23 protein-coding genes are annotated in these 20,763 nt (G+C 42.6%); 5 read left to right on the plus strand and 18 right to left on the minus strand.

The annotated features are described in order from the left end of the window. Positions 1 to 133: 133 nt before the first annotated feature. Positions 134 to 946 (plus strand): pyrroline-5-carboxylate reductase, encoded by an 813-nt coding sequence (gene proC, locus ADA55_RS02340; protein WP_414629826.1) that lies wholly within the window; start codon positions 134 to 136, stop codon positions 944 to 946. Between the two features lie 100 nt (positions 947 to 1,046). On the opposite strand, the gene ADA55_RS02345 is transcribed toward proC, so the two are convergent. After that, positions 1,047 to 1,478, minus strand: coding sequence for a VOC family protein (locus tag ADA55_RS02345; protein WP_048678504.1), 432 nt, complete (start codon positions 1,476 to 1,478; stop codon positions 1,047 to 1,049). Between the two features lie 286 nt (positions 1,479 to 1,764). Between ADA55_RS02345 and ADA55_RS02350 the strand changes: the two genes are divergently transcribed. Then, complete coding sequence (locus ADA55_RS02350; protein ID WP_053087356.1) at positions 1,765 to 2,316, plus strand: MerR family transcriptional regulator; 552 nt, start codon at positions 1,765 to 1,767, stop codon at positions 2,314 to 2,316. A 157-nt stretch (positions 2,317 to 2,473) separates the two neighbouring features. Here ADA55_RS02350 and ADA55_RS02355 read toward each other — a convergent pair whose 3' ends face one another. From ADA55_RS02355 to rnz, 5 genes are all read right to left on the minus strand, one after another. Further along, a complete protein-coding gene (locus ADA55_RS02355) occupies positions 2,474 to 3,268 on the minus strand; it encodes an ABC transporter ATP-binding protein (RefSeq protein WP_048678506.1) in 795 nt (264 codons plus the stop codon). Further along, positions 3,243 to 4,274: an ABC transporter permease gene (locus tag ADA55_RS02360; RefSeq protein ID WP_048678508.1), complete on the minus strand. Its 1,032-nt coding sequence runs from the start codon at positions 4,272 to 4,274 to the stop codon at positions 3,243 to 3,245. The genes ADA55_RS02355 and ADA55_RS02360 overlap by 26 nt, the downstream gene beginning before the upstream one ends. Before the next feature lie 32 nt (positions 4,275 to 4,306). Further along, complete coding sequence (locus tag ADA55_RS02365; protein ID WP_048678510.1) at positions 4,307 to 5,302, minus strand: ABC transporter substrate-binding protein; 996 nt, start codon at positions 5,300 to 5,302, stop codon at positions 4,307 to 4,309. Positions 5,303 to 5,508: 206 nt separating this feature from the next. Then, positions 5,509 to 6,327: a squalene/phytoene synthase family protein gene (locus ADA55_RS02370; RefSeq protein WP_048678511.1), complete on the minus strand. Its 819-nt coding sequence runs from the start codon at positions 6,325 to 6,327 to the stop codon at positions 5,509 to 5,511. Between the two features lie 63 nt (positions 6,328 to 6,390). After that, entirely contained in the window at positions 6,391 to 7,332 is a 942-nt protein-coding gene (rnz, locus tag ADA55_RS02375; protein ID WP_048678514.1) for a ribonuclease Z, read from the minus strand. Between the two features lie 229 nt (positions 7,333 to 7,561). Here rnz and zwf point away from each other — a divergent pair, with 229 nt between their 5' ends. Further along, positions 7,562 to 9,058, plus strand: a complete 1,497-nt coding sequence (zwf, locus tag ADA55_RS02380; RefSeq protein WP_048678516.1) for a glucose-6-phosphate dehydrogenase — start codon at positions 7,562 to 7,564, stop codon at positions 9,056 to 9,058. Positions 9,059 to 9,100: 42 nt separating this feature from the next. Here zwf and ADA55_RS29095 read toward each other — a convergent pair whose 3' ends face one another. Continuing rightward, positions 9,101 to 9,262, minus strand: coding sequence for a hypothetical protein (locus ADA55_RS29095; RefSeq protein ID WP_153246086.1), 162 nt, complete (start codon positions 9,260 to 9,262; stop codon positions 9,101 to 9,103). A gap of 294 nt (positions 9,263 to 9,556) precedes the next feature. Here ADA55_RS29095 and ADA55_RS02385 point away from each other — a divergent pair, with 294 nt between their 5' ends. Further along, entirely contained in the window at positions 9,557 to 9,730 is a 174-nt protein-coding gene (locus ADA55_RS02385; protein ID WP_034308217.1) for a hypothetical protein, read from the plus strand. 94 nt (positions 9,731 to 9,824) lie between these two features. Here ADA55_RS02385 and gndA read toward each other — a convergent pair whose 3' ends face one another. From gndA to mce, 5 genes are all read right to left on the minus strand, one after another. Beyond that, entirely contained in the window at positions 9,825 to 11,237 is a 1,413-nt protein-coding gene (gene gndA / locus ADA55_RS02390; protein WP_048678521.1) for an NADP-dependent phosphogluconate dehydrogenase, read from the minus strand. Between the two features lie 42 nt (positions 11,238 to 11,279). After that, a complete protein-coding gene (locus ADA55_RS02395) occupies positions 11,280 to 12,554 on the minus strand; it encodes a DNA polymerase IV (RefSeq protein WP_048678523.1) in 1,275 nt (424 codons plus the stop codon). Between the two features lie 174 nt (positions 12,555 to 12,728). Next, positions 12,729 to 13,850 carry a tripeptidase T gene (locus ADA55_RS02400; RefSeq protein ID WP_048678525.1) on the minus strand — a complete coding sequence of 374 codons (1,122 nt, stop codon included), beginning with the start codon at positions 13,848 to 13,850 and terminating at the stop codon, positions 12,729 to 12,731. Between the two features lie 194 nt (positions 13,851 to 14,044). Beyond that, entirely contained in the window at positions 14,045 to 15,595 is a 1,551-nt protein-coding gene (locus ADA55_RS02405; RefSeq protein WP_048678529.1) for an acyl-CoA carboxylase subunit beta, read from the minus strand. Beyond that, complete coding sequence (gene mce / locus ADA55_RS02410) at positions 15,592 to 16,017, minus strand: methylmalonyl-CoA epimerase (RefSeq protein ID WP_048678531.1); 426 nt, start codon at positions 16,015 to 16,017, stop codon at positions 15,592 to 15,594. Before mce ends, ADA55_RS02405 begins: the two co-directional genes overlap by 4 nt. Before the next feature lie 167 nt (positions 16,018 to 16,184). On the opposite strand from mce, the gene prli42 reads away from it, so the two are divergent. After that, positions 16,185 to 16,280 (plus strand): stressosome-associated protein Prli42, encoded by a 96-nt coding sequence (gene prli42, locus ADA55_RS29100; protein WP_152908319.1) that lies wholly within the window; start codon positions 16,185 to 16,187, stop codon positions 16,278 to 16,280. Between the two features lie 42 nt (positions 16,281 to 16,322). Here the strand turns inward: prli42 and ADA55_RS02415 are convergent, their stop codons facing one another. The 6 genes from ADA55_RS02415 to ADA55_RS30225 form a co-directional block, all read right to left on the minus strand. Further along, positions 16,323 to 16,838: a L,D-transpeptidase gene (locus ADA55_RS02415; protein WP_048678533.1), complete on the minus strand. Its 516-nt coding sequence runs from the start codon at positions 16,836 to 16,838 to the stop codon at positions 16,323 to 16,325. A gap of 30 nt (positions 16,839 to 16,868) precedes the next feature. After that, entirely contained in the window at positions 16,869 to 17,858 is a 990-nt protein-coding gene (locus tag ADA55_RS02420) for an aromatic acid exporter family protein (RefSeq protein WP_048678535.1), read from the minus strand. 191 nt (positions 17,859 to 18,049) lie between these two features. Further along, positions 18,050 to 18,772: an amino acid ABC transporter ATP-binding protein gene (locus ADA55_RS02425; RefSeq protein WP_048678537.1), complete on the minus strand. Its 723-nt coding sequence runs from the start codon at positions 18,770 to 18,772 to the stop codon at positions 18,050 to 18,052. Further along, a complete protein-coding gene (locus ADA55_RS02430; RefSeq protein ID WP_034311315.1) occupies positions 18,765 to 19,424 on the minus strand; it encodes an amino acid ABC transporter permease in 660 nt (219 codons plus the stop codon). Before ADA55_RS02430 ends, ADA55_RS02425 begins: the two co-directional genes overlap by 8 nt. Positions 19,425 to 19,555: 131 nt before the next feature. Next, positions 19,556 to 20,359, minus strand: a complete 804-nt coding sequence (locus ADA55_RS02435) for a transporter substrate-binding domain-containing protein (protein WP_176474321.1) — start codon at positions 20,357 to 20,359, stop codon at positions 19,556 to 19,558. A 166-nt stretch (positions 20,360 to 20,525) separates the two neighbouring features. Further along, positions 20,526 to 20,763, minus strand: a 238-nt coding sequence (locus tag ADA55_RS30225) for a hypothetical protein (RefSeq protein ID WP_048678541.1), incomplete at its 5' end; no start/stop codon positions are given.

The following is a 20,763-nucleotide window of genomic DNA, read 5'->3' on the forward strand; positions in this document are numbered from 1 at the left end:
GAAATCAACCACAACTCACTACCTGGTAAATAGCAACAAAGTATGTGAAAGCAGCCTTCATAAAATGGCCGAAAATTCAAAAGAAAAAGGAGCGGGAATTATGAAAAAAATCGCGTTTATCGGAGCTGGATCGATGGCAGAAGCAATCATTTCGGGGCTGGTGACCCAACAGGTAATTGAACCAGAAAATATTTTTGTAACAAATAAATCAAATGATGATCGGTTCGTTTATTTAAAGGACCAATATGGTGTAACTGCAACACGATCACTGCAGTTATTAGTAAAGGATGCAGACCTTGTCGTACTGGCGGTGAAACCGAAAGATATTTTAGAAACGATGCAATCGATAAAAGAATACATTCGTGAAGAAATGCTGTTCATTTCCGTTGTTGCCGGGGTTCATACAACAAGCTTGGAAGGAATCGCCAACAAGCGGTTTTCGATCGTCCGGGCCATGCCTAATACATCGGCAGCTGTAGGAAAATCAGCAACGGCCCTTGCGGCTAACTGTCATACGAAAGATTCGCAATTACAAACGGCGATTACCCTTTTTGAAACGGTGGGTACGGTGGCAGTGGTCGAAGAAACCCAGCTAGATGCGGTAACAGGCTTATCAGGCAGCGGTCCTGCTTATATTTATTACTTGGTCGAGGCATTGGAAAAATCAGCGGAAAAAATAGGGCTCGATTCCGAAACCGCTAAGCAATTGATTCTCCAGACATTGATGGGTGCAGCCGACATGTTACAGAAATCACCTAAAACGCCTGCCGTACTAAGAAAGGAAGTAACTTCACCAGGCGGAACGACTGAAGCAGGTCTGAAGGCTCTACAAGCACATCAAGTGGAAGATGCATTCATTGCCTGTGTACAAGAAGCGACAGAGCAATCGAAGCGAATGGGCAATCAAATAAGTAAAGAACTGGCCAAATATGTAGTTTCGCAGTAAGCCGCAGGATGATGATCGGCTGTTGCCTGCAGCAGTGGCAGGCAACAGCCCTTTTTATGATCCATACATCTTATAAAGGGTAAACCTTCTGAAGTGAACGTTACTTTATAATCAGCATATCATTTTCATCGAAACTCCAGTCCTTCGAATACGCAACCTCCCAATAGTAACCATCGGGGTCTGAAAAATATCCGCTGTATCCTCCCCAAAAAACACGCTGAGGTGATTTCTCGATTGTTCCCCCAGCCTTTTCAGCCTTGTTGATCACTTCATCCACTTCTTCAATGGATTTAGCATTATAAGCGAGCGTAAGACCCGGGAAACCATTTTTCTTAGGCGGTTCCATCTCATTAATGTCTTTTGCTAGCTCCTCTAAAGGATACAAAGCAAGTTTCGTACCGGCATTATTAAAAAAAACGATTGCGGGATCGTCCTCTTTAATCAATGTACGGAACCCCAACCCGTCCCGGTAAAACCTTAATGATTGAGTAATATCCCTGACACCTAAAGTTATAATGTTGATCCTGTTCATGCTAGTCCTCCTTTGCCATGTTTTAAGGGTAAATTCGACATCTGGATCACTTTTCCCTTTTTAGCTTGATTGACCATCGCCCACACGATAGCAAATGCTTCTTAAAGTTCCTAATACTGCTCACCACTTTGCAAAAAGCAGCTCCACGGGGAATTCCACCTTGGATTGCCCCTCATGCAAATTACGTAGGAATTCCACTTTCTTTGCCGAATGAATACATGTTTTGTCATCTGTAAAGGAATTCCCCCATACTTATCGAATTCAACAAGCAAAAGGGGGAATCTCGATGAATACAAGTGCAGTTGCCCGGTTACTGAATGTTTCCCATAGTACGATTCAACGCTGGGTCACCCAATTGAACATGGAAGTAGAACGGAATCAGCTTGGCCACTACCAGTTTTCGGATGAAGACATTGCATTATTGAGAAAAATCCAAGATCAGCTGAACGAGGGCATCATTCTTCAAAAGGTCAGCATCTCAGAGAAAAAAATCAGAAAAGCAACCATCCAGAAACACTCCGAACCGAATAAAGAACATGATCAACTGCTTGAACGGGTCATCAGGCTTGAAAATGGCCTGAAAACAAAAGCGGACGATGTTGTATCCTATCAGCTTTTACAGCACAGAAGTGAAATGGAAGAAATGCACAAACTCGTTAAAAAGCTTGAAGCCCGTATCGAAGCGTTGGAAACACCAACGGGCCAGCCCTTTGATTATTTCCTCGCGGCTGAAGAAGCTGCTGCCACTAAAAAGACGAAGAAAAGGCCATTCATAAAAATGATTTTCGGAAACAGAAAGAACGATAGTTCATCATGGAGCACAGCCGACAGCGATTGACACCTATTATCAAGATCTTTCATGAGCACCCCACGGATAACCATCTTTGTTAGGCAAAGCATCTCTTCAGAAATAGGACCTGATCTTATTAATTACCCCAAAATAAAAAGGCCCTGACCCAAGATTAATCTCACCTGGGTCGGGCCTTTTCATCATCTTAAATCAACACTGCACGGTCATTGATCATTTTTTCGCCTTTGATGCGTTGGAATTCGTTAAGCAGTTTTTCGACGGTTAATTTCTGCTTTGCAGCGCCTCTGGCTTCAAAAATGATCTGTCCCTTATCCATCATGATCAGGGAATTTCCAAGATCGATTGCCTGCTGCATATTATGAGTCACCATCAACGTCGTTAATTGGTTCTTTTCAACGATTTCCTTCGTCAGGTTTGTAACAAGTTCTGCCCGCGAAGGATCAAGCGCTGCAGTATGTTCATCAAGAAGCAGGATTTTAGGATCGGTGAAGGTCGCCATCAGCAATGATAGTGCCTGACGCTCCCCTCCTGACAATAATCCCACTTTTGCAGTCATCCGGTTTTCCAAGCCTAAATGAAGGGTGCCCAAACATTCTTTAAAAAGTTCTTTCCGTTTTTTTGTCACCCCAAAGCCTAAACCTCTTCTATTGGTTCTGCCATAAGCAATTGCCATATTTTCTTCAATCGTCATATGCGGTGCAGTACCCAGCATGGGATCCTGAAAAACGCGTCCAATCATTTTTGCACGGGCATGTTCTTCAATGGCCGATACGTTTTCACCATCGATGATGACTTCACCGGCATCAGGGAGAATCTTACCGGAAATCATATTCATCAAAGTCGATTTACCTGCTCCATTACTACCGATGACTGTTACAAATTCACCTTTTGTCATCTGCAGTTCCAGATTTCCAAGGGCTAGCTTTTCATCTGGTGTTCCCTCATTGAACACTTTATAAATCTGATTTAACCGAAGCATATTCTTCCCTCCCTTTCGGTAAAGTGCCACCATGACGCATCTGTATTTCTTTAAGCCGCCTTTTCTTCCGGGTTTTTTCCTTTTGTTTATCGGAAATTTTTGGAATGACAAGTGCCCCGACCACAATAAGTGCCGTAATTAATTTAACATCTCCCGTTTCAAGGAATTCAACGCGAAGTGCCAAGGTTACGACGATTCGGTAAATGATCGCCCCTCCAATAACAGCCAGCGTAGCACGTGCAATCGTTTTTGCACCAAATAGAGCCTCACCGATTATGACGGATGCCAATCCGATGACAATGATTCCAATCCCCATGCCTATATCGCTAAAACCGTTATATTGGGCAACCAGGGATCCCGAAAAAGCCACAAGTGCATTTCCGATTGCAAGTCCTAAGATCTTCATGTTGCCGGTATGGGCGGAAAAACTCTTGACCATTGCTTCATTATCACCAGTCGCCCGTAAGGCAAGACCAATTTCCGTTTTTAAAAACGCTGACATTCCCGCTTGGATGACTACAGCCACAACCAGCATAACGATTAATATGGCCCACGTTTTTGGCAGGCTGTCACCGAGACCCACGAATGATAAAAGACCATTCAACAAATTGTCCAGTCCGGTGCCAACCCAGGCATCCTGGATATTCGTGATAATGGTTGTTTGGGAAAGCAACGGAATGTTGGATGCACCCATGATCCGCAAATTGATCGAGTAGAGCGCAATCATCATTAAGATACCTGCCAAGAGAGGATTGATTTTCCCTTTCGTATGAAGGAACCCCGTTATCGTCCCAGCGATGAACCCTGCCACCATGGCACTCAACGTGGCAACGATCGGCGAGTAACCGTTAACGATCATAATCGCGGCAACAGACGCCCCTGTCACAAAACTGCCTTCCACAGTCATATCCGGGAAATCGAGAATCCTGAATGTTAAATAGACACCAAGTGCCATGATTGCATAAATCATTCCCGACTCAAAAGAGTTGAATAAGGCTGAGAACATTTTTTTCTTCCTTCCCCGAACAAAAGCAGAGTTTATTTTACAAACTCAGCATCTGCTTTCCATTCTTCTTTTATTTCAACACCCATATCTTTTGCTGCTTTTTCATTGATGACCAATTTCAGTTTTTGTGGATATTGAACCGGGATATCTCCAGGTTTTTTACCATCCTTGAGGATTTCAACCGCTTTTTGCCCCGCTTCATAACCAATATCATAGTAACTGAAGCCATATGCTGCAAAACCGCCAGCATTCACGGAATCAAGCTCGCCGACAAACAAGGGGATATCTTGATCATTTGCCACGGAAATGACCGATTCCAGTGCCGAGACAACTGTATTATCAGTAATGATATAGAAAGCATCCGCTTTTCCGATTAATGATTCCGTTGCCTGTTTAACATCCGCTGAAGTCGATACGGACGCTTCCACGACTTTCAATCCAGCTTTTTTCGCTTCCGCCTTCACATTTTTTATTTGGACGACTGAATTTTGCTCCCCTGTGTTATAAACCGTTCCAATCGTTTTGGCGCCAAGCTCTTCCGCTAGGAATTTCATTGACTTGGCAATGGCTTCAGGATGGGAATCCGTCGTACCCGTCACATTTCCGCCTGGTTTTTCCAAAGAAGTGACAAGCTCCCCCGCTACAGGATCGGTAACCGATGTAAAGACGATCGGAATATCCTTGGTCGCATTTAAAGCACTTAGAGCACTAGGAGTCGAATTCGCAAATATCAGATCCACTTTATCCCCAACGAAGTTATTGGCAATCGTTTGGCTGTTGTTTTGGTCACCCTGAGCAATTTGAAGATCATATTTCGCATTGATGTCACTATCCTTCAATGCCGCCTGGAAGCCTTCATATGCTTGATCCAGGGAATCATGCTGAACGATTTGTGTCACCCCAATGTTGAAGGTATCCTTTCCGCTTTCATCCTTTGCCGCATCTTTTTCCTTTTCATTTCCACACCCAGCCAACAATAAACCTGCGACCAATGTCATGGCTGCAGCTGAATATAATTTCTTTTTCATATTTTCCCCCCGCTTTTTCCTTATTTAAAATAATGTTTTTCTATCGACGCCAGCTTTTTCGCTTTTATTTCCTAAATTATAATCGTTTAGTCCCAATTATTCCAATATATTTTTTAACTTTTTAGAATTTTTTGAGTTCTACATGTGAAACATGAAAAAAGCTGCTGTGAAAGGTATGGTAACTTTCACAGCAGCTTTTGGAAAAATCAATGTTCGACAACCTGGCTGACAATTTCGGTAACGGTAGCCCGATCAATTTTTTCTTTGCCTTCTTTTAGGGCTTTCAATGTGGCTTTTGCCAATTCCAAGGGTATTTTACAAAATTGGATGATTTCCTTCGTTTCAATCTCTCCAATGTACGCATCGGCTAATGCAAGATTACGCTCCGTATGGGCAAGCATCTCGTTAAAACCCCAGCCATCGGGATAAAAGTTCACACCACGTTCTGCATCTTCCTCACGGTTACGCAGGATATTGACCGTTTGGAGTCCACGGCCAAATGCGATGGCAAGTTCACGGTCCGTTTCGGTTCCGTCGTACCAGTTCCACATATCAGACAGCATGACCCCTACTAAACCTGCAACATAATAAGTGTAATCATCGAGTTCCTCTTCGTTATGGATTTGCCAGTCCTTAATAACCCATTTTGCCATGCCTTCGGCCATTTCCTTTGTCGACTCCAAGACTTTGCCTTTTGCACCGGGTGGACAAAATTCAACCCAGTCCGAAAGAAACAGTGTCACCTCAGGCAGGTCATCCTTATATGGTTCAAATAACTTTTGAAGATCTTCTTCCTTGAAATCCGCATCCGGCAGCTCACTAAGGGCCTGTAACAGGGAAACCTTACTATCTGCCGGAAGACCTGGGTGGTCCTCGATCTCATCAATGGCGCGCATGCAAAGGTATGCAGCTCCAATAGCCTCTTGTAATCCCTTTGGAAGATAACTGATTGGAATGAAAAAAGTCCGGCTTGTTTTTAGGAGAAAATCCATTGCTTTAGTATGTAGGTCACTTTTGTCAGTCATATTTACACTCCTTTAAATATCCAATGAACAATTGATTAATTATATCAAACATTGGCTTTGATTTCAGCTGCCCGATTCCTCTGAATACAAAGGAACTTTAATGGCCATTAGATCTTCACCCATGATCGTATTTGCAAAGATCGCTTTGCTTTCCTCTTTTAGCCTCTCAGCATCCTCTGGAGTATACCGTGAGCTGATATGGGTAAGGATTAGATGCTTAGCCCCCGCTTTCAAGGCCGTTTCTGCAGCCTGAACGGTGGTCGAATGATAATAGGCTGATGCCATTTCAGATTCTTCCGCTGAAAATGTAGCTTCATGAACAAGGTAATCCGCCGATTCAGCAAGAATGAGCGCATTGCTGCACATTCTTGTATCACCAAGAATCGTGATGATCCGGCCTTTATGCGGAGCACTGATATAGTCCTTCCCATTTATGACACGGCCATCATCGAGACAGACCGTTTGTCCATTTTTCAATGCTTTAAAAAGAGGCCCCGGCTTCACACCTTCGGAACGCAGCCGATCGACCAGTAGGCTGCCCGGACGATCTTTTTCCACAATCCGATAACCGATGCTGTAAATGCCATGATCAAGCGACTTGGCCGTCACTGTGAATTGTTCGTCCTCAAACACTGTGCCTTCTTCAATTTCGATGATTTCCAAGGGATATTTTAAATGAGTTCCACTCACCTGTAAGCTCGTCTTAATGAATGAATCTATGCCTTGTGGACCATATACGGTCAATTTATCCACTCCGCCCTGAAAAGATCTGCTGCTTAAAAAACCAGGCAGTCCGAAGATGTGGTCACCATGTAAATGGGTGATGAAGATCTTTTCAACCTTTCGCGGTTTGACCGCCGTTTTTAATATTTGATGCTGTGTTGCTTCCCCACAATCGAATAACCAAACCGTCCCTCGTTCTTCCAATAATTGAAGGGCGATTGATGTCACATTCCGCGCTTTGGCCGGAACGCCAGCGCCTGTACCCAATAAAACGAAATCCACTCATACTACCTCCGTTGCAAATACTTTATGCCTTAACTATAGCATAACCAAGGTGCTCTTTCATTTATGACCCATTAAAACAGAAACCAAATTAAACTTTTAATGAAATCTGAGAAAAAATGCGCAAATTGATTGCTTTGAGGGAAAGCTAAACGTAAAATTAGAAATTGGTACACATTCGGGAATTCCAACTTTATAGACAGATTTAACGGAAAGTTGAGGTTTTAACATGACAGAAAACAATAAACCCACAGCATTGATCATGATTTTTGGTGCTACCGGAGATTTAGCGAAAAGGAAATTGTTTCCTTCCATATATCGACTATTTCAAAAAGAGAAAATCAATAAGTTCGCGGTCGTCGGAGTGGCAAGGAGGCCATTGACGAACGAGGAGTTCCAAACAAGTGTCAAGGACTCGATTCTTACGTTCGGACATGCGGAAGAAAAGGTCGACGAATTCATTTCCCATTTCCATTATCACTCCCATGACGTCTCAAGTTCCGAATCATATTTGCAATTAAAAGACATTGCCGAACAATTAGACGGACACTATCAATTAGAAGGAAACAGGATCTTCTATTTGGCGATGGCACCTGAGTTTTTCGGAACGATTGCCGAACAGATTAAAGCACAAGGCCTGAGTGACACGGATGGATATAAGCGCCTGGTCATCGAGAAGCCATTTGGACACAGTTTTGAAACAGCCCAACAATTGAATGAGCAGATTCGGACTGCATTCGCTGAAGATGAAATCTACCGTATCGATCATTATTTAGGTAAAGAAATGGTACAAAATATCGAGGTCATCCGTTTTTCCAATGCCCTATTCGAGCCGCTATGGAATAACAGATATATATCCAACATCCAGGTTACTTCAAGCGAAACACTCGGCGTTGAAGAACGCGGGCGTTATTATGAAACCAGCGGTGCCCTAAGGGATATGGTCCAAAACCACCTGCTGCAAATGGTGGCCTTGCTTGCAATGGAACCCCCGATCGCTTTGACGACAGAAGAGATTAGAAGCGAAAAAGTACGGGCATTGCGTTCACTTCGACCAATGAAAGTCGACGAAGTCAACCAATACTTCGTTCGTGGCCAGTATGGTGAAGGAACGATAGATGGTCAAATGCTTCCGGCCTACCGAAATGAACATAATGTAAATCCCGAATCCAACACAGAGACCTATGTTGCGGGTAAATTGATGATTGATAACTTCCGTTGGGCCGGTGTTCCTTTTTATATCCGTACCGGTAAGAGAATGGATGTCAAATCAACGAATATCGTTGTTCAATTCAAAGATATCCCAATGAATCTGTATTATAAAACGGAAGAAACGCTGAATCCGAATCTTCTCGTCATCAATATCCAGCCTGACGAAGGTATCACATTGTACTTAAATGTCAAGAAATCCGGGACGACATCCAATACAAAGCCAATGAAGCTGACCGTCTCGAACAAAGGGATCGAACACATCAATTCTCCCGAGGCATATGAAAAGCTATTGTTTGACAGCATGCGCGGGGATGCTACAAACTTTACGCACTGGGACGAGGTTGCCCTCTCATGGAAGTTCGTCGATACCATTTCCAATGCATGGGAAAATACTAAAGACGAGTCTTTCCCCAACTATGAAGCGGGATCAACAGGTCCACTTGCATCCGATGAACTCCTGGCGGAAGATGGACATATTTGGTGGCAAGTCAAGAAAAACGAAAATAATGATTGAAATGAAAAAGGGATGCAGATTTGAATCTGCATCCCTTCTTCTTCATGAAACACTCTTCCTCAGCAATTTATTCCGGATAATATGAAACATTTCCTTGGACTTAGACATTTCTTCCTCTTTTTCTGAATTAAGCCAAAATGAAACACCGGATTCTAAGGCAATGAAAACTAAAAAAATGGCTACAGCCCACCAGATGATGAACATAAAGTCCTCCGCTCCTTCTCTCTTTCTGCCTACTGTATCCTGCGGTCCGCCCATCTCTTTCCATGTTCATATTCCTTTTTCCGCAGGTGTTTAAACCTAAAAAAAAGCAGGGATGAATGTCATACATCATACTATGTTTTCCCTAAAAAAGGTAAATTAATTGGAACTATTTACTACTAGTTCATTTTTACCATTTTCACCCTATCCAAAAAGAATGGTAAGCCCTTGCTGAGGATACACTAAAAAAGGTGCTTAGTGACAGTACCGCTAACTTCGATGTGGAGGGATTAAACGATGGACATTCGTGAAGGATTAATTCCAACAGCGTTGGGCACAGCCGTGACAGCTGCGGGTTATGCAATGAAGCAGACCCGGGGTTCAAACAAAATGGTAGCTAATACGGTTTTTGGTTTCGGTTTGGCACATGTTGTATTAGGGGTCATTGACCTTGTAGAGCATCGGAGATAGTATTAAAAGAGGGGCGCCAAGCGCCCCCTTTTTACATGATGAAACAAAAAAGCCGGCTTAAAAGGGAATCCCCTTTTAAGCCGGCTTGAACTTTTTATTTTTCCATCCATTCGGTATGGAACGTTCCTTCTTTATCAATGCGTTGGTAAGTATGAGCTCCAAAATAGTCACGCTGAGCTTGAATCAGGTTAGCCGGCAGCGTTTCTGTACGATAGCTGTCGAAATAGGCAAGTGCCGATGACAAGCAAGGAACCGGGATTCCGTTCATCACAGCCGTTGACACTACCTCACGTAAAGCTCCTTGGTAGCTTTCGACGACCCCTTGGAAGTAAGGATCTAGAAGAAGGTTGTTCAAGTTCGCTTCACGATCGTACGCTTCCTTGATTTTTTGGAGGAATTGTGCACGGATGATACAGCCGCCACGGAAAATCATCGCGATTTCCCCATATTGCAAGTTCCAGCCATTTTCTTCTGATGCTGCTTTCATTTGTGCAAATCCTTGTGCATATGAACAGATTTTGCTCATATAAAGTGCTTTACGGATACTTTCGATCAAAGCCTTTTTGTCACCTGTAAATGATTCGGCTTTTGGTCCACGAAGGATTTTACTCGCTTCGACACGCTCGTCCTTGATTGCTGAAATAAACCGTGCGAATACGGATTCCGTAATGATTGGAAGTGGAACACCAAGATCAAGCGCACTTTGACTTGTCCATTTCCCAGTACCTTTTTGGCCAGCTTTATCTAAAATGACATCGACCATAGGCTTGCCGGTTTCTTCATCATATTTTTTGAAAATATCAGCAGTAATTTCAATTAAATAGCTATCAAGTTCCCCTTCATTCCATTCAGAGAAGACTTCATGGAATTCTTCAGCAGATAATCCAAGAAGATTTTTCAGAAGGAAATAAGATTCGGAAATCAATTGCATGTCCCCATATTCAATTCCATTATGTACCATTTTAACATAATGACCTGCCCCATCCGGTCCGATATATGTGCAGCAAGCATCCCCATCGACCTTAGCTGAAATGTCCTTCAAGATCGGTGCAACCAGTTCATATGCTTCTTTTTGACCTCCAGGCATGATGGATGGACCTGTCAGAGCTCCTTCTTCCCCTCCTGACACGCCTGTACCGATGAAATGGATGCCAAGCTTGCTTAACTCCTCATTACGGCGCTGAGTGTCCTTGAAGAAGGTATTTCCTCCATCAATAACGATATCACCTTTTTCAAGCAGCGGTTTTAATTGCTCGATTGTTGCATCCGTTGCCGCTCCGGCTTTAACCATCAATAAAATTTTGCGTGGTGTTTCCAAAGAATGGACGAATTCTTCAAGCGTATAAGCGGCTGTTACGTTTTTGCCTTCCGCTTCCTTCATCATCTCGTCCGTTTTTGATCCTGAGCGATTATATACGGAAATTGAATATCCCCTGCTTTCAATATTAAACGCAAGGTTCTTGCCCATTACGGCTAATCCGATAACGCCAATCTGCTGTTTTGTCATGACTCATCTTTCCCTTCTCTATATCTTTACACAGCTCGTACGCTATTCTTTGTCAAAAGAAGGATCATTCCTCCTGGATTGCTCAAAGAAATCTTTGCTGAAGCTAGTGTCTGTTCCTATTGAACGGTTTTTCAAGGGTAATCCCTTTTTAATAATATTTTCTCCGTACTTATTTTGCAAGTGTTCCATCGCTTCATACAGAGGTTCTTTTTCTGCATCCTCTTGAAAGGAGAAAATATCCAGTTGCTTGAAGGCCGACTCTTTTTCGATGACATCATAGGCAGTGACACCAAGAAGCCTGATTCCTTCCCCATTCCAATTTTTCATGAAGAGATCGATAGCTCCATCCAAAATATCCTTTTTTTCAAAAACAGGATTAGGAACCGTTCTGCTTCTCGTTATTGTGCGGCGGTCTTTGTAACGGATCGTCACACCTATTTTTTGACCAAGGAGGCGTTTATTTCTCAAACGGACGGCAACTTTCCCGGAAAGCTTTTCCAATACACCGATCAGTTCTTTTTGATTGGTGGAGTCATGCGGAAGAGTTGTCGAGTTCCCAATGCTCTTATGCTCAAAAATCGCTTCGGGATCCACTATCCTCGGGTCAATTCCATTAGCCCTATCCTTCAAACGGATGCCATTGATCCCAAGAAGCTGTTTAAGTTGACTATCATTGGCTTGTGCAAGGTCCCTGATCGTCATTATCCCGATAGTTTGAAGCTTTTCCGATGTCTTATCCCCGATGCCATGCATATCGCCCACTTGTAAAGGCCAGAGCTTTTCCGGAATGTCCCGTTTCCTTAACACGGTGATACCCATGGGTTTCTTCATATCAGAAGCCGTTTTGGCCAAAAATTTATTAGGGGCAATCCCGATACTGCAAGGGAGATCCATCGTATTAAAAATTCTTTCCTGAATGCTATTGGCTATATCTAAAGGCGAACCCAATTCGGCGCATTCACTGATATCCAGATACCCCTCATCAATCGAAACCGGTTCAACCATCTCTGTATATTGCCTCAAAACATCGAAAATAGCCAGTGATGCCTTTCGATAGCGCTCGAAATTCGGTTTCTGAATGACTAATTGAGGACATAATTTTTTCGCCTGCCAAATCGGCATGGTCGTTTTAACCCCGAACTTCCTCGCCTCATAGCTGCAGGTGACGATTATGCCCCTTCTCTCTTCAACATTCCCTGCAATGGCAAGCGGTTTGCCTTTCAATGAAACATCATATGACATTTCCACTGAAGCATAGAAACTATTCATGTCTACATGGAGAATGACCCTGCCATTTTTGGGATACATGTCCTTCATGCTTGACCGTCACATCCTTGTAAAAATAAAAAACATTTCTATTAAAGTACCCCTATTTATCTTTGGTAACCACGGTGAAAGATGCTTCCACTCCAAGAAAAACAGCCATCATGTCATTGATGACTGTACATATATTCCTTCAATACTTTGAACATCTTGACCTATTATGGGTGATTATTCCCCTGAAACTTCTTTGATGATAGTGATGACCATTTCAGCTAGCTTCGTTAATTCCTCAACTGGAATTCTTTCATTCGTAGTATGGATATCTTCATAGCCCACTGCGAGATTGACAGTAGGGATGCCAAAGCCTGCAATGACATTTGCATCGCTTCCACCGCCGCTTTTAACCAGCTCGCATGGACGGCCGATTTTCTCTGCTGCCTTTCTTGCGATTTCGACAACATGGTCACCAGCACCATATTTAAAACCAGGATACATGACGGTAACTTCAACTTCAGCACGTCCGCCCATTTCAATGGCTGCAGTCTCGAAAGCCTCTTTCATTTTCGCTACCTGTATTTCCATTTTTTCAGGGATCAAGGATCTTGCTTCTGCAAGGATTTCAACATGGTCACAAACAATATTGGTTTGCTGTCCCCCCTGGAAACGTCCGATATTGGCTGTCGTTTCCTCGTCGATTCTGCCTAATGGCATTCTAGAGATTGCTTTGGCAGCGATCGTAATGGCCGAAACGCCTTTCTCTGGAGCGACACCAGCGTGAGCAGTCTTGCCTAAAATGGTTGCGGACACTTTCGCCTGAGTAGGTGCAGCAACAACCACATTGCCCACTTTTCCATCACTATCAAGTGCAAAACCGAATTTAGCCGTTACAAGGGAGCGATCCAATGCCTTTGCCCCTACCAAGCCAGATTCTTCACCGACTGTAATGATGAATTCGATGGTACCGTGTTCGATATTCTGTTCTTTCAACACTTTAAGCGTTTCTAACATGACCGCTAATCCAGCTTTGTCATCCGCCCCTAAAATGGTCGTTCCGTCTGACACTATGTATCCATCTTTGATGGAAGGCTTGATTCCATTCCCCGGTACAACCGTATCCATATGGGAGGTGAAATAAATGGTATCTACGCCTTCTTTCGTTCCTTTTAAAGTACATACTAAATTCCCTGCACCATGACCGGTGACTGCTGTTGTATCATCTTCAAAAACTTCTACACCTAGTGCCCCGAATTTTTCTTTCAGCACTTTGGCGATGGCTGCTTCATTTTTCGTTTCGGAATCGATCTGCACCAATTCCATAAATTCATTAACTAAACGTTCTTCATTAATCATAAAATAAAACCTCCAAAAAAGTTTTCCTCTTCAATTATACTTCTAAAAGCGGCGCCCCGGCAAATAATGTGGCATGCTGATCCTAAAGACCGTTTTAAAAAGTGAATGATGACTTATTTATTTCAAAAGGATATCTTGGCCCCGTATGGAAAAGAGCCCAAAACAGATAAGTTTGGGCTCCTTGCAACGTTTGATCACAATGGGATATTTCCGTGTTTTTTCCAAGGTCGAGTTTCTTTTTTGTTGCGTAGCATATCAAGAGATTGAATGATCTTAATCCTGGTTTCACGGGGATCGATAACATCATCCACCATTCCAAGACTTGCGGCAACATATGGATTGGCGAACTTCTCACGGTATTCTTCAATTTTAGCTGCTCGTGTCGCTTCCGGATCCTGGCTATTTTGAATTTCACGGGCAAAAATGATATTTGCCGCTCCAGCAGAACCCATTACAGCGATTTCAGCATTCGGCCATGCAAATGTAAGATCCGCACCGATGGATTTACTATTAAGAGCCACATAAGCTCCTCCGTATGCTTTTCGCAGAATGATCGTCAATTTAGGTACTGTTGCTTCCGAATAAGCATATAGCAGCTTTGCACCGTGGCGAATGATCCCGCCATGTTCTTGTTTAACGCCGGGGAAAAACCCTGAAACGTCTTCAAACGTAATAAGCGGAATGTTAAACGAGTCACAAAAACGAATAAAACGGGCAGCTTTATCTGATGAATCTATATCAAGTCCCCCTGCCAACACCTTTGGCTGGTTACAGACAAGCCCCACAGATTTCCCTTTGATTCGCGCCAAGCCGACCACTATGTTTTTCGCAAAGCCCTCTTGCACTTCCATAAAGGAATCCTCATCGACAACCTGCTCCAATACTTTCCGAACATCATATGGACGGATCCCTTCATAAGGGACTACATCCGTTAAGTCCGCCCGGTAGTCATCTCCCTCATCCGCTTCCAAAACCGGCGGCTTCTCTTCATTATTTTGTGGAAGATAGCTCAGGAGCCGTCTTACGTCAGCCAAAACTTGCTCCTCAGATGCTCCTTTGAAATGGGCATTACCGCTTATGGTATTATGTACAGTCGCTCCGCCCAATCCTTCGGATGAAATCTTTTCACCTGTAACCGTTTCAATGACTTTAGGGCCTGTTATGAACATTTGGCTCGTTTTTTCAACCATGAAGACAAAGTCGGTAATGGCTGGGGAATATACGGCTCCGCCTGCACAAGGTCCCATAATAACCGAAATCTGTGGAATGACCCCTGAATATATGGAATTCCGGTAAAATATTTGGCCATATCCGTCAAGCGAAACTACGCCTTCTTGAATACGCGCTCCGCCAGAATCGTTCAAACCTATGAAAGGGGCTCCATTTTCCGCTGCCAAATCCATAACATTGGCAATTTTCAGAGCATGCATTTCACCGAGTGCACCGCCAAAAACAGTAAAATCCTGTGAAAACAGATAGATGTCGCGGCCGTTGACCTTTCCGTAACCGGTGACAACCCCTTCTCCCGGCCCTTCTTCCTTTTCCATGCCGAAATTGGTATTACGGTGTTTGATAAAAGGATTAAGCTCGATGAAAGTACCTGGATCAACTAGAAGTTCAATTCTTTCCCTTGCCGTAAGTTTGCCCTTATCATGCTGCTTATCGATTCTTTCTTCACCGCCGCCCATTTCCACTTTGCGGCGTCTGTCATATAGGTCATTGATCGTATCATAAATGTCTGTCATTTCTGCTCCTCCTTTGATAATGCTTGTTCACAAAGCTCATATAATACTCCCGCGGTAGACTTCGGATGAACGAAAGCAACATCCGCATTGTGCGCTCCCTTTCTTGGTGAATCATCAATCATGCGCAATCCAGCTTCTTTGATTTCTTTTATTCTATCTTCGATGTCTTCGACGCCAAGTGCCACATGATGAATCCCTTCACCGCGTTTTTCGATGAATTTGGCGATTGGGCTTGCAGGTGACAACGCTTCCAACAATTCCAAACGGGTATTGCCTGCCAGGATGAAGGCCACTTTCACTCCTTGGCTCTCCACTGTCTCGATTCCTTCAAGTTTCAATTTCAACGTTTCCGTGTAAAGCGGCAAGGCTTCATCTAGTGACTTGACGGCAATACCGATATGATCGATATTTTTAATCATCATAAAAACCCCCATGCTATGTATTATTGGATGACTCCATTAAAATACTACTAATCTTGCATTAAAGCCTTTTAAGATTCGGAATAATATGAACATTATACTTTTACTTGTTTCTACTAAATGTTCAAGTTAAAATAAAATCAATCAAACTGTATTGAGGGAGAGAGCATATGGGAAACAAGAAAATCAGAAAGATCGTCGTGTATTTAATGCTTATCTCAATGTTATTAACGAGCTTATTATCAGGTATCGCATTTCTTATGTAATAGACACCGTAATGGGGAGGGGAGCAAAAAGCTTCCCTCTCTTTATTTTATCGCTCCGTTTTTCTTAGCCAGCGTTTTGAAATCCTCGTTCGATAGGGCGATTAACACCTTAGTGCCGATGGGGACTTTTTCGTACAAACGCTCCACATCGGATTTATGCATCCGTACACAGCCATTTGAAATATATTCACCAATCGATGATGGCTGATTCGTACCATGTATGCCGTATATCCTCCCATCGGTATTTCGTGCATCGAAGCCAATCCACCGCGACCCCAAAGGGTTCCTCGGATCACCGCCAGGAATATTCTTTTTCCGGTAATATGGATTGACCGCTTTTACTTTGACCGTGAAGATCCCTTCAGGTGTCAGTTCCTGACTCTTTCCCGTACCGACCGGCAGAATCTCCTTGACCTCGTTATCATCAATGAACGCCAATTTATTGTTGGCTTTATTGATGATGATAAACGGATCGCCAGGCTTAACCGATTGAGGCTGGGCCTGTACCTGTAACGGCCACAAAGATAGCATAAGCAACAAAGAAAGGATCCATTTCATTTGTATCATCCCTTTTCTTTTTTGCTTAGTTTAAGCCAAGTGCCTCTTTTTCATTCGGTTGCCGGTCAGCTTGGGTAATCCCTTGAAGGAATGCTTCAACAATAAATAGCGCTCCATTTCCTTCATGAGCTGCAGTAATGCAGCCCTGGATTCGAACTCTTCACGTGTCTGCGGCAGTGCCATTCCCCTAAAATGAATCTCCATTTCTTCAAGCTTCTTCAGATAAAGGATGGCCGTATTTTGTGGGTGGACGTTTTCTGCCAAATCTTCTATAAAATCTGCCACTATCCCACTTTGCTTGACGACCAACGGAATATTCGTGACCAGGGGAAGAATTCGTTCAATTATTTCAAATTGCTTTTCACGCATTTTGAAATAATGGTAATACAGGTCTTCTTCCCTTAAGAAATGATTTTCCACGTCCCTGAAGGCAAGGCTCTTGGCTTGATTAAGAAGATTGGCTGTTTCGGTGATTTCCTTACCATCCCATGTGTGATCATTATCCCTCAAATATCGGACAATTCCCATCAAGATCGCACTGAAGTTCGTTTCGATATTTTCCTGATAGGCCAGCAGTTTGTCATCGACACTGGGCATGTACAGATTCATGACAAGTGCCACTCCAACTCCAACTGCAATTAATATCGTTTCATTGATCAGCAGGGAAAAAGTGATGTTACCGGACCCGTATAGGTGCATGATGATGACGCTGCTCGTCACGATCCCCTCATTAATCTTCAAGGCCACTGTCGTTGGAATGAAAATCAAGAGAATCAAACCTATTATCAGCGGATGAAATGCGATGAACTGAAATAATAGGGATGCATAGGCCATTGCAATCAAACAAGCTAAAAACCGGTGCCAGGAGGCATACACCGACTTCTTTTTTGTAACTTGGATGCATAAGATCGCAATGATTCCCGCGGCAGAGAAATATTCGAGATTAAGCATTTGTGCAATAATAATTGCCAGGGTGGCCCCCAAAGCAGTTTTAATCGTCCTGTATCCGATTTTAAACATTGTTATGTATCACCTAGCTCTTTCTCTATCTATTATAATACTATCAGGAAATCAGATATTTTTACAGTCCTTTGCGAGTTAAATTTCCAATTTTTCTAAATACATGCACGCAAAAATACATTATAGGAAAAAAATAAAAAAAGGTAACTAAACGTTACCTTTTTTCACAATTATATACTATTTGCTTTAGCTTATAAAACTTTTTCCAAGAAGTCTTTTGCACGCTGGCTTTTCGGATTGGAAAAGAAATCTTCCGGAGCACTTTCCTCAACGAGCAGACCCCCGTCCAGGAATAGTACTCGATCGGCCACTTCTTTGGCGAATCCCATTTCATGCGTTACAATCAGCATGGTCATCCCCGTATGTGCCAGTGACTTCATAACCTCGAGCACTTCTTTTACCATCTCGGGATCAAGCGCTGAAGTCGGCTCATCGAAAAGCATTACTTCCGGGTTCATTGCCAATGCCCGTGCAATCGCGACCCTTTGTTTTTGTCCGCCTGACAGACGATTCGGATAAGTCGATTCTTTATCGGCCAAACCGACTTTAGTCAATAGCTCACGAGCTTGTTTTACAGCCTCGGCCTTTGATAATTTTTTCACCTTCATAGGTGCATATATCAGATTCTCCAGTACGGTTTTATGTGGAAATAAATGAAAATGTTGAAATACCATTCCGACATTTTCACGCACTTTCATGATATTGGTCTTTTTTTCAGTGATGATTTGATCTTTAAACCTGATTTGACCATCAGTTGGAGTTTCAAGCATATTGATGCAGCGTAAGAAAGTTGATTTTCCCGAACCGGATGGACCGATGATCGCTACCACTTCACCCTGTCCTATCTCGGTGCTGATTCCTTTTAAAACTTCGAGCTTACCATAATTTTTTTTGAGTCCATCAATTTTAATCACTGCGTCTCATTCTCCTTTCAATCACTTTGCCTAAGATGGTGAGAATCATGACCATCACATAATAAATGAGACCGGCAAATAAAATCGGCTCGAAGAATTTATATGTCTCACCGCCGACAATATAAGCACGGCGCATGATATCCCCTAATCCAATAATTGTGACAACGGCTGATTCCTTCGTTAAGGAAATCAATTCGTTAACAAGGGATGGCAGGATGTTCTTGATGGCCTGCGGAAGGATAATATTAAGCATCATCCCTGAATAGGGAACCCCAAGTGCAAGTGCAGCCTCTCGTTGGCCTTTATCGACCGCTAAAATGCCTCCCCTGATAATTTCAGAGATATATGCAGCTGAATTTAGCCCGAATGCTAAAAATGCTGCTTGGAACGCTTCGATCTGAATCCCTAATATTTGTGGTGAACCAAAATAAATCAGCATTAATTGCAGCACCAAAGGGGTACCGCGAAAAATGGATGTATAAAAGTCAGCAATCCAATTCAATGGCTTGATTCTGCTGATTTTAAGTATAGATAATAATATTCCCAAAACAAATCCGATTACTGCCGCTACCGCTACAACCTTTAATGTAGTCGGTATTCCCTCCAGGATATATGGAAGGGAAGGCATAATCCTTTCAAATTCCAGATTCACTCCATTCATCCTCTCTTATGAAGGCCGTTATCTTTGGGCCTTCCTCCTGCTTCATTTTATTAACAATAAAGCGCGGAAAAACGTTCAGAAGGCATACCAAATCTCTTCTGAACGCTTTTCGTCTCTCTGCATTATTCAGTTTCACTGCCACCGAACCATTTTAATATTAATTTTTCCATTTCACCATTTTCCATCATTTTTTTCAACTCGGCATTGAATTCTTCAGTTAACTTGCTTCCTTTTTGGAAAGCGATTGCCGAACCGGCATCTTGTTCACCGGACTCGATCAAATGCCCCACCAATTCTTTATTATCTTTCAAGTAGCCTTTTGCCACAGTATCTTCCATGATCACGGCGTCAAAACGTCCTGTTGACATTTCTTGAACAACCTCAGGAATACGATTCCTTTTTTCAACTTTCATCCCGATATCTTGGGATTTATTCAAGTCATTTGCCAATGTCTCCTGAATGGATGCAAGCTGTACGCCAACCGTTTTCCCTTTTAAATCTTCAACAGTTTTGATTTTACTGTCCTTTGTCGTGATGATCATGTTTTTAGCTGTATAGTAAATATCACTGAAATCGACTGATTGCTCACGTTTTTCAGTTGGAGTCATTCCAGAGATAACGAAATCGACCGATTTATTTTCCAGGGCAGGCACAAGACTATTAAAGTCAATGTCCTTCACTTCGACCTCATAACCTAATTTTTTTCCGATTGCTTTAGCGATATCAATGTCAAATCCTTGGATTTCATCACTTTTAGATGTTTCAACAAATTCAAATGGCGGATAATCCGCAGATGTTCCCATTACCAGGACCTTCTTGTCTTCATTGTCAGCTGTGTTCTTATCTTCTTTCTCTGATGTTCCGCATGCCGCTAAAATACCTACTAATAAAATAGAAGTAAGCAACAATGCTAACTGCTTTTTCAACTTCATTATTATTCCTCCAAAATGATATTTTCAATTCTTTTGTTATTAAATTAGGTTAGTTAAATTTCGAATAACTAATATTCATACACTAATGTGTATTTTAACACACTCTAATAATTATTCAATAACGTAAATAATAGATTCATTTTTCAGAATATTATTATAATTACACATCTGGGCTTCGTGCTTTCTCTCCAAAGGTAATATATCCGCTTCCATATCTATCTTCTTTCCCAAAAGTTCGTGACTTATGCAATTTCATGAATAAAAAAAACCGCCGATTGGGCGGGTTCAGACTGTAGACAAAATTCGAACAAAAGCCAGTTTTCATATAGTTTTTTTTCTTAAAAAAGTATTTCTGTTGATTCCAGAAATCCGCTCCCTTTCCGCCGACTGTCTGCCAA

Source organism: Bacillus sp. 220_BSPC (assembly GCF_001054655.1).
GTDB classification, from domain to species: domain Bacteria; phylum Bacillota; class Bacilli; order Bacillales; family DSM-1321; genus Peribacillus; species Peribacillus frigoritolerans.

Excerpts from the sequence above, each read along its gene's own strand:
- proC (WP_414629826.1), top strand. The coding sequence starts at position 134 with ATGGCAGAAGCAATCATTTCGGGGCTGGTGACCCAACAGGTAATTGAA.
- ADA55_RS02345 (WP_048678504.1), bottom strand. The coding sequence starts at position 1,478 with ATGAACAGGATCAACATTATAACTTTAGGTGTCAGGGATATTACTCAA.
- ADA55_RS02350 (WP_053087356.1), top strand. The coding sequence starts at position 1,765 with ATGAATACAAGTGCAGTTGCCCGGTTACTGAATGTTTCCCATAGTACG.
- ADA55_RS02355 (WP_048678506.1), bottom strand. The coding sequence starts at position 3,268 with ATGCTTCGGTTAAATCAGATTTATAAAGTGTTCAATGAGGGAACACCA.
- ADA55_RS02360 (WP_048678508.1), bottom strand. The coding sequence starts at position 4,274 with ATGTTCTCAGCCTTATTCAACTCTTTTGAGTCGGGAATGATTTATGCA.
- ADA55_RS02365 (WP_048678510.1), bottom strand. The coding sequence starts at position 5,302 with ATGAAAAAGAAATTATATTCAGCTGCAGCCATGACATTGGTCGCAGGT.
- ADA55_RS02370 (WP_048678511.1), bottom strand. The coding sequence starts at position 6,327 with ATGACTGACAAAAGTGACCTACATACTAAAGCAATGGATTTTCTCCTA.
- zwf (WP_048678516.1), top strand. The coding sequence starts at position 7,562 with ATGACAGAAAACAATAAACCCACAGCATTGATCATGATTTTTGGTGCT.
- ADA55_RS29095 (WP_153246086.1), bottom strand. The coding sequence starts at position 9,262 with ATGTTCATCATCTGGTGGGCTGTAGCCATTTTTTTAGTTTTCATTGCC.
- ADA55_RS02385 (WP_034308217.1), top strand. The coding sequence starts at position 9,557 with ATGGACATTCGTGAAGGATTAATTCCAACAGCGTTGGGCACAGCCGTG.
- gndA (WP_048678521.1), bottom strand. The coding sequence starts at position 11,237 with ATGACAAAACAGCAGATTGGCGTTATCGGATTAGCCGTAATGGGCAAG.
- ADA55_RS02395 (WP_048678523.1), bottom strand. The coding sequence starts at position 12,554 with ATGAAGGACATGTATCCCAAAAATGGCAGGGTCATTCTCCATGTAGAC.
- ADA55_RS02400 (WP_048678525.1), bottom strand. The coding sequence starts at position 13,850 with ATGATTAATGAAGAACGTTTAGTTAATGAATTTATGGAATTGGTGCAG.
- ADA55_RS02405 (WP_048678529.1), bottom strand. The coding sequence starts at position 15,595 with ATGACAGACATTTATGATACGATCAATGACCTATATGACAGACGCCGC.
- mce (WP_048678531.1), bottom strand. The coding sequence starts at position 16,017 with ATGATGATTAAAAATATCGATCATATCGGTATTGCCGTCAAGTCACTA.
- prli42 (WP_152908319.1), top strand. The coding sequence starts at position 16,185 with ATGGGAAACAAGAAAATCAGAAAGATCGTCGTGTATTTAATGCTTATC.
- ADA55_RS02415 (WP_048678533.1), bottom strand. The coding sequence starts at position 16,838 with ATGAAATGGATCCTTTCTTTGTTGCTTATGCTATCTTTGTGGCCGTTA.
- ADA55_RS02420 (WP_048678535.1), bottom strand. The coding sequence starts at position 17,858 with ATGTTTAAAATCGGATACAGGACGATTAAAACTGCTTTGGGGGCCACC.